Genomic DNA, 6,412 nt, shown 5'->3' with positions numbered 1-6,412 from the left:
GGGGAGGTGAAGGGACCGTGGATTTGGCGAGATACTGCGACGCACTCGATCTGACACCTCCCCCTTGATGGGGGAGGACGGGAGGGGGTGACTGAGAGCCCAAAATCCCAAAACATTGCCCCCGCTCCCCTCATGCGCTAAACCCAGCCCCGATTTTCCTCATCCCGGACTGCCCGCATGACCCAGACCCGCTTCGACGTGCTGACCATTGGCAATGCCATTGTCGACATCATCGCTCCGGTTGAGCCCGGCTTCATCGAGCGCGAAGGCATGAAAGAGGGGATCATGCACCTGATCGATACCGATCGGGCCGAAGACCTCTATTCAAAGATGCCGCTGAGCCGGCAGCAGATTTCGGGTGGCTCCGCCGCCAACACCGCAGCGGGCGTCGCCTCGCTCGGTGGTCGCGCTGCCTTCATCGGCAAGGTCGCCGACGATCCCCTGGGCGATGTCTTTGAAAACGACCTCAACGCCATCGGCGTCTATTACAACACCTCGCGCCTCAAGAACGGCGCGCTGACGGCCCGCTCGATGATCTTCCTCTCGGAAGCCGAGCGCACCATGAACACCTATCTCGGCGCGTGCCACCAGCTCACCGAAGCCGATATCCGCCCCGACGAAATCGGCGGCGCCGCCATCACCTATATGGAAGGGTTTCTGTGGGACCCGGTCGAAGCCAAAAAGGCCTTCGTGCTCGCCGCCCACTATGCCCACAAGCATGAGCGCGCTGCCGCCTTCACGCTGTCCGACCCGTTCTGCGTCGACCGCTACCGCGCCGAATTTTTGGACCTGATCCGCTCCAAGACGGTGGACTACGTTTTCGCCAACGTCCACGAGCTGAAGTCGCTTTACGAAACTGATGACCTCGGCACAGCCGTCCGCGCCATCGCGCAGGATGCCGAGCTTGCCGCCATCACCATGGGCGCCGAGGGTGCTATGGCGGTATACAATGGCGAAGTCGTCTCGGTTCCCGCCTTTCCGATCGACACTGTCGTCGATGCCACCGGCGCCGGCGACCTCTTTGCCTCCGGCTTCCTCCTCGGCATGGCCCGCGGCCAGAACCTCGAATCCGCCCTCAAGACCGGTTGCCTTGCCGCCTCCGAAGTCATCTCCCACATCGGCGCCAGGCCACAGCTCGACCTGCAGGACCTGAGCAAGCAGCACGGCCTCGCCGGCTAAACCGCAAACATCTCGAAAACACTCGACGTCATCCCCGCGAAAGCGGGGATCTCTGTTTCAGGGCTAAGCGAGGCTCGCCCGCATCTGCGTCAGCGCTTCATCCGTCCCCGCCGTTGGCCGGAACTCGAGCCCGACAAACCCCTCATAGCCCTGCCCCTGCAGCCACTTGAGCGGCCGCTTCAAATCGAGCCCGCCACTCCCCGGCTGATTGCGCCCTGGATGATCGGCCACATGCACATGCACAATGTGCCTTGCGCGGTCCCCAACCACCTCTTCGGGCACCTCGCCCATCACCATGGAATGGTAGAGATCATAGGTGATCGCGATCTCCGGCCGATCGACCGCATCCATGATATCGAGCGCCTCAACCGTGCTGGTGAGATAATATCCCGGATGATCGACGCGATCATTGAGCGGCTCGAGCCCCAGGCGAACCCCAGACCCCTTCAGCACCTCGGCCGAACGCTGCATGGCGATCGTCAGCCCCTCATGCTGCTTAGCTCGCGCGATGCCCGTAAGCAGTGGCCCCGACTGGCAGATCAGCACGCCGGCCCCAAGCCGCAGCGCCACATCCCGGCTCTTCTCCAGCCCCGCGAGAAACCGATCATGATCCCCCTCGCGCGTCAGCTCGGCAAAAGGCTCCGCCACGATCCCGGCGAGCTTGACGCCGGTTTCACCCAGCACCCGCTCCACGGCATCGAGGTCCTTGTTCGACCACAGCCAGAATTCCACCGCCTCAAAACCGGCCGCCTTGGCAAGGCGCACCCGCTCCACCGGATCGGGGGTTTCCGGCACGAACAGCATTTCAATGCAGGCTGAAAATTTCGTCATGCCAGCCTCGTGCCCGTGCCGGCCATTTCGGCCAGAATAGCCCGCGCTGCCGCCGCCGGGTCCGCCGCCTCGACGATGGGCCGCGCCACGACCAGATGGCTCGCGCCCACCGCCAGTGCCTCGGCCGGCGTCATCACCCGCTTCTGGTCGCCGAGCGCCGCGCCCGCCGGTCGAATGCCCGGCGTCACGATGGCCATTTTCGGCCCGAGAATCGTCCGCACCATTTCCGCTTCATGCGAGGAAGCGACAATGCCGCCGATCCCGGCTTCCTTGGCCTGCTGCGCGCGCAGGGCCACCAGCCCCGCCGCATCGCGCTCATAGCCGGCGTCCTTCACATCGGCGTCGTCCATCGAGGTCAGCACGGTCACCCCCAGCACGCAGAGGTTTGACCCCTCCGCCGCCTTGGCGGCTGCCTTCATGCATTTGGGATAGGCATGCACCGTCAGCATCGCCGCGCCGGTCGCGGCAATCGCCGCCACGCCCTTTTCGACCGTGTTGTCGATGTCGAGCAGTTTCAGGTCAAAGAACACCTTCTTGCCCGCCGCGATCAGCTCCTTGCCGAGCGCAAAGCCATCGGCGCCATAAAAGCACTGATAGCCGATCTTGTAATAGTCGACGGTATCGCCCAGCGCGGTAACAATTTCCTCGGCACGGGCGCGCGTCGAAACGTCGAGCCCCACGATCAAATGGCCGGCCATGGCAAAATCCCTTCTGTCGCTGATTTGGGCTGGGGTCGCATATCGCCGACCCCACGGCAAGACGAAATCGCCGCTCCTATGCCGGCATAGCACCTTGCGGCAGGAATCCTATGCCGTCATAAGACGGCCGATTCATCTCTGCCCCCGAAGGAAAAATGCAGCAGCAGGCCCTTTCCACCCTGGTCGCCTGGATGCGGCTCGATTCCGCCATCGCCGCCTTCCACCTCGAACTGAAACAGCGCCACGGCATTACCGGCCTGCAGCTCGCCGTGCTCCACACGCTGGCCGAGCGCCCCCACATGGCGCTCGCGGCCCTCAGAAAGGGCCTCGACATGCACGCGGCTACATTGGGTCAATCCATCGACGAACTCCGCCGCCTCGACCTCTGCATCGTCCGCACCGACCCGCGCGATCGCCGCGCCCGCTTGGTCGCCATCACGCAAAAAGGTCTCGACCTCGTCGGCGCCGTTCCCCTCGCCGGTCCCAATCGCCTGCGCCAGCTCGAAACCGATCCGGCCCGCCTCGATCGTCTCACCGAAGCCCTGGCCGACGCCCTCGACCTTTTTGCGCTGAGCGACAAAAAAGCCTAACGCCACCACTCGTCCGGCAGCGCTTCCATCGGCACCCATTCGCTATGCAGTGCCGTGCCCGCCACATCGAACACAAAGGCATTGCCGCCTCCGCGGTGGCCATGTCGGCTCTGGTCCTCGCTGCGCGCAATCTTTCGCGTGCCAAGGTGGCACTTGAGCAGCGTCCCCACCGCGCCATGGCCGCAAAAGACCACCGCCGTATCCGGCGGCACGCTCTTGAGCGCGGCTAAGACCGTCTCGACGATCCGGCGCTGCGCATCCCCCGCCTTTTCCCAGCCATCGACGCTTTCCTCCGGCGCGGCAAAAAACCGGTCCGCCGTTTCCTCGAACAGCGCCGGCGGCAAAAAACCTGTGGCGCTGCGATCGTTCTCGCCCATCAGGTGATCGGCTAACACCGGCGTCCCCGCCTGCGCCGCGACGATCTCGGCCAGCTCCAGCGCCTTGGTCTCCCGGCTCGAAAACACAAAAGTGCCCGCCGGAACGATCCGGCGGGCCGCAAAAGCGTCGGCTCTCTGCCGTCCCTCTTCGGAAAGGCCCCAGAGCGGCACCGGCACGGCCGGATCCATGCGCACCTGCGGATGGGTCAGATAGAGAGCCTTCATCGCCTATCCTCGCGAAAAGTGCGTCAGTTCCTGCACCATCTGCTCGACCTTGCGTTTGATCGCCGGCTCGACCGGATTGCCGTCCGCATCGAGCGATTCCTCGGCCGGCCCGATGCCCAGCAGCGTCGGCACCACGAGCGCCCCCACCTTGGAGAGCGAGTCGCGCAGGTGGCTCAGGCTCCAGATGGTCCCATACTTCCCCGAACTCACCCCACCAATGCCGAACACGGCATGGCGGAACGGGCTCGGCCTTTGCCGGCTGATCCAGGTGATCGTGTTGACGATCAGCGGCGACACCCCGCCATTATATTCCGGCGTAGCGATAAAGACGATGTCATGGCTGCGCCACATCTCGGCCAGCTTCACCGCCGCCTCCGGCACCGAATCGGCCTCGAGATCCTCGTTGAAGATCGGCATGGGAAAGTCGCCAAGGTCCAGCTCGGTGACCTCGACGCCTGCCGCCGTCAGGGCCCGGCCCATATGTTGCTGCAGGACACGATTGTAAGATCCCTTGCGGATCGAACCGGAAAGGGTGAGCGCCGTCTTCATGGTGACTCCGAAATAGTTTTGTCTTGTCGAAAATGGCTTGGCTCGTCCGTCGAAGGCAAGAGGATTGACTTGGCCAAGCCAATCCAACATTACTTAAGAAAATACCTAACCATTGGAGCGAACCATGCCCTCGATGATTTTCGTCAACCTGCCGATCGCCGACCTTGCCGCCTCCATGGCCTATTACAAGGCGCTGGGCTTCGATCACAATCCTCAGTTCACCGACGAAACCGCCGCCTGCATCGTCATCTCGGATACGATTTTCGTGATGGTTCTCACCCACGAGAAATTCAAGGAATTTGCCCGCCTGCCCATCGCGGACGCCAGGAAGGAAACCCAGGCGCTCTACGCCCTGTCGCGCGATAGCCGCGAAGCGGTGGATGCCATCGCCGACGCTGGTTTGAAAGCCGGCGGCAAGGAAGTGCGCGACGCCCAGGACATGGGCTTCATGTATTCCCGCGCCGTCGCCGATCTCGATGGCCACGTCTGGGAATATGTCTGGATGGACATGTCCGGCATGCCGACAGAATAGTTGCCACCCACGGTGTCATTCCCGCGAAAGCGGGAATCTCGCTTTGCAGCTTAAAAACAAAAATCCCCGCTCGCGCGGGGATTTTCATTTCAGGCTTCAAACATCTTTTTCAGCTTATCAAAGAACCCACCCGATTGCGGGCTGGTATCCTTCGTCTCGAGCTCGGCAAACTCTTCCAGCAGCTCGCGCTGGCGTTTGGAGAGGTTCTGCGGCGTCTCGATATCGAGCTGCACATAGAGGTCGCCGATATCCTTGGTCCGCAAGACGGGCATGCCCTTGCCCTTGAGCCGCACCCTCTGCCCCGGCTGCGTGCCCGTCGGCACTTTCACCTTGGCACGGGCGCTATCGAGCGTTGGCACTTCGAATTCGCCGCCCAGCGCCGCCGTGGTCATGGAAATCGGCACGCGCGCATAAAGGTCCGCGCCATCGCGCTGGAACAGGTCATGCGGCCGGATCGAGATGAAAATATAAAGATCGCCCGGCGGGCCGCCCCGCACCCCGGCCTCGCCCTCATTGGCAAGGCGAATGCGCGTCCCGTCCTCGATCCCCTTGGGAATATCGACGGAGAGCTTGCGATTTTCCTGGCGGCGGCCCTGGCCACCGCAATCGGTGCAGGGCTGGTCCATCATCTGGCCACGACCCTGGCAGACCGGGCACGTGCGTTCGATGGTGAAAAAGCCCTGGGCGGCGCGCACCTTGCCATGGCCATTGCACTGCCGGCAGGTATGGGTGCCGGTCCCCGGCTTGGCGCCAGAGCCTTCGCAGGTGTCGCAACCGACCAGCGTCGGCACGTCGATTTCGACGGTGCGGCCTTCAAAACTCTCTTCGAGCGAGATTTCAAGATTGTAGCGCAGGTCCGAGCCGCGGAGCTTGGAGGCCCCACCGCCGCTGCCACGACGGCCACCGCCACCCATGAAATCCCCAAAGATGTCCTCAAAGATGTCGGACATGGACGAGGTGAATTCAGGCCCGAAACCGCCGCCGGGACGCCCGCCGCCCTGTTCGAAGGCGGCATGGCCGAAGCGGTCATAGGCGGCGCGCTTCTGCCCGTCCTTGAGCGTGTCGTAGGCTTCGTTGATTTCCTTGAACTTGTTCTCGGCTTCGGCATTGCCGGGATTGCGGTCCGGGTGGAACTGCATGGCGAGTTTGCGATAGGCGCTTTTCAGAGCCGCCTCGTCGGCGCCCTTCTGGCAGCCGAGCACTTCGTAAAAATCGCGTTTGGCCAAAAATCTTCTCCGAAACAGCCGGTCGCGCTTTTCTCGCGCCCCGCTTAGGCAGCCCTAACATTTGTCCCTAGATGGCAATCGACCCCACAACCCGCAAGGGGTCTGGGGTCGGCAAGTTCCAGGGCCGTGTTGCAAGTGCTTTAGCAAGAGAGTGCAAAAGGGGCAACTTTGCTGACGCAGCTTCAGTGATTCACGTGGAACAAGG

The 6,412-nt window shown here is 62.9% G+C and carries 8 protein-coding genes; 3 read left to right on the top strand and 5 right to left on the bottom strand.

The genetic code is table 11. The features are described 5' to 3' along the window. Positions 1 to 177 precede the first annotated feature (177 nt). Positions 178 to 1,179 carry an adenosine kinase gene (locus ABW043_RS20150; RefSeq protein ID WP_353922981.1) on the top strand — a complete coding sequence of 334 codons (1,002 nt, stop codon included), beginning with the start codon at positions 178 to 180 and terminating at the stop codon, positions 1,177 to 1,179. A 63-nt stretch (positions 1,180 to 1,242) separates the two neighbouring features. On the opposite strand, the gene ABW043_RS20145 is transcribed toward ABW043_RS20150, so the two are convergent. Both ABW043_RS20145 and pyrF read right to left on the bottom strand, forming a co-directional pair. Then, complete coding sequence (locus ABW043_RS20145; RefSeq protein WP_353922980.1) at positions 1,243 to 2,010, bottom strand: TIM barrel protein; 768 nt, start codon at positions 2,008 to 2,010, stop codon at positions 1,243 to 1,245. Continuing rightward, positions 2,007 to 2,708 (bottom strand): orotidine-5'-phosphate decarboxylase, encoded by a 702-nt coding sequence (gene pyrF, locus ABW043_RS20140; protein ID WP_353922979.1) that lies wholly within the window; start codon positions 2,706 to 2,708, stop codon positions 2,007 to 2,009. Before pyrF ends, ABW043_RS20145 begins: the two co-directional genes overlap by 4 nt. Positions 2,709 to 2,863: 155 nt before the next feature. On the opposite strand from pyrF, the gene ABW043_RS20135 reads away from it, so the two are divergent. Continuing rightward, positions 2,864 to 3,298 (top strand): MarR family winged helix-turn-helix transcriptional regulator, encoded by a 435-nt coding sequence (locus ABW043_RS20135; RefSeq protein ID WP_295413302.1) that lies wholly within the window; start codon positions 2,864 to 2,866, stop codon positions 3,296 to 3,298. On the opposite strand, the gene ABW043_RS20130 is transcribed toward ABW043_RS20135, so the two are convergent. Both ABW043_RS20130 and ABW043_RS20125 read right to left on the bottom strand, forming a co-directional pair. Continuing rightward, on the bottom strand, positions 3,295 to 3,900 hold the full coding sequence (locus ABW043_RS20130; RefSeq protein ID WP_353922978.1) for a histidine phosphatase family protein: 606 nt from the start codon (positions 3,898 to 3,900) through the stop codon (positions 3,295 to 3,297). The genes ABW043_RS20135 and ABW043_RS20130 overlap by 4 nt on opposite strands. Positions 3,901 to 3,903: 3 nt before the next feature. After that, the gene (locus tag ABW043_RS20125) at positions 3,904 to 4,449 is read right to left on the bottom strand and encodes an NADPH-dependent FMN reductase (protein ID WP_353922977.1); all 546 of its coding nucleotides are present in this window, start codon (positions 4,447 to 4,449) and stop codon (positions 3,904 to 3,906) included. A gap of 124 nt (positions 4,450 to 4,573) precedes the next feature. Between ABW043_RS20125 and ABW043_RS20120 the strand changes: the two genes are divergently transcribed. Then, positions 4,574 to 4,981, top strand: a complete 408-nt coding sequence (locus tag ABW043_RS20120) for a VOC family protein (protein ID WP_353922976.1) — start codon at positions 4,574 to 4,576, stop codon at positions 4,979 to 4,981. An 89-nt stretch (positions 4,982 to 5,070) separates the two neighbouring features. On the opposite strand, the gene dnaJ is transcribed toward ABW043_RS20120, so the two are convergent. Next, positions 5,071 to 6,207, bottom strand: coding sequence for a molecular chaperone DnaJ (gene dnaJ, locus ABW043_RS20115; RefSeq protein WP_353922975.1), 1,137 nt, complete (start codon positions 6,205 to 6,207; stop codon positions 5,071 to 5,073). Positions 6,208 to 6,412: the final 205 nt, after the last annotated feature.

The organism is Devosia sp., assembly GCF_040509215.1.
GTDB lineage: Bacteria > Pseudomonadota > Alphaproteobacteria > Rhizobiales > Devosiaceae > Devosia.
The sequence above is the reverse complement of the archived record's forward strand: the minus strand, read 5'-3'. Positions and strand labels throughout refer to the sequence as shown.

Bases quoted from the DNA above. Each gene is read 5' to 3' on its own strand.
- ABW043_RS20150 (WP_353922981.1), top strand. From the start codon at position 178: ATGACCCAGACCCGCTTCGACGTGCTGACCATTGGCAATGCCATTGTC.
- ABW043_RS20145 (WP_353922980.1), bottom strand. From the start codon at position 2,010: ATGACGAAATTTTCAGCCTGCATTGAAATGCTGTTCGTGCCGGAAACC.
- pyrF (WP_353922979.1), bottom strand. From the start codon at position 2,708: ATGGCCGGCCATTTGATCGTGGGGCTCGACGTTTCGACGCGCGCCCGT.
- ABW043_RS20135 (WP_295413302.1), top strand. From the start codon at position 2,864: ATGCAGCAGCAGGCCCTTTCCACCCTGGTCGCCTGGATGCGGCTCGAT.
- ABW043_RS20130 (WP_353922978.1), bottom strand. From the start codon at position 3,900: ATGAAGGCTCTCTATCTGACCCATCCGCAGGTGCGCATGGATCCGGCC.
- ABW043_RS20125 (WP_353922977.1), bottom strand. From the start codon at position 4,449: ATGAAGACGGCGCTCACCCTTTCCGGTTCGATCCGCAAGGGATCTTAC.
- ABW043_RS20120 (WP_353922976.1), top strand. From the start codon at position 4,574: ATGCCCTCGATGATTTTCGTCAACCTGCCGATCGCCGACCTTGCCGCC.